At 54.7% G+C, this 311-nt stretch carries 1 pseudogene; it reads left to right on the plus strand.

The features are described 5' to 3' along the window. Positions 1-311 (plus strand): annotated as a pseudogene (locus EN804_RS36075) (glycosyl transferase); the annotation flags it as partial.

Raw genomic sequence — 311 nt, forward strand, 5'->3', positions numbered from 1 at the left:
ATGTCGTCTATACCGATGGCCGGCCGATGGAGACGATGTTTCCCGAAGAGTTTCTGGAGGAACGGCCTGTTCTCACGCTGGAGGACTTCATTTCCTCCAACATCCTGTTCCGCTCCACCTTTAACTTCGGCTACATGAAACCGATGTTCCGGCGCGATTTCCTTAATAACGAAGCACTGCGCTTCCGTGAGGATATCCGCATCGGCGAAGACTATATTCTTCTCGCCTCGGCGCTTGCCGCTGGCGGCCTCTGCGTCATCGAACCGAAGCCGGGTTACATCTACAATATCCGCGAAGGTTCGATTTCCCGC

This window comes from Mesorhizobium sp. M8A.F.Ca.ET.161.01.1.1 (assembly GCF_004792105.1).
Taxonomy (GTDB): domain Bacteria; phylum Pseudomonadota; class Alphaproteobacteria; order Rhizobiales; family Rhizobiaceae; genus Mesorhizobium.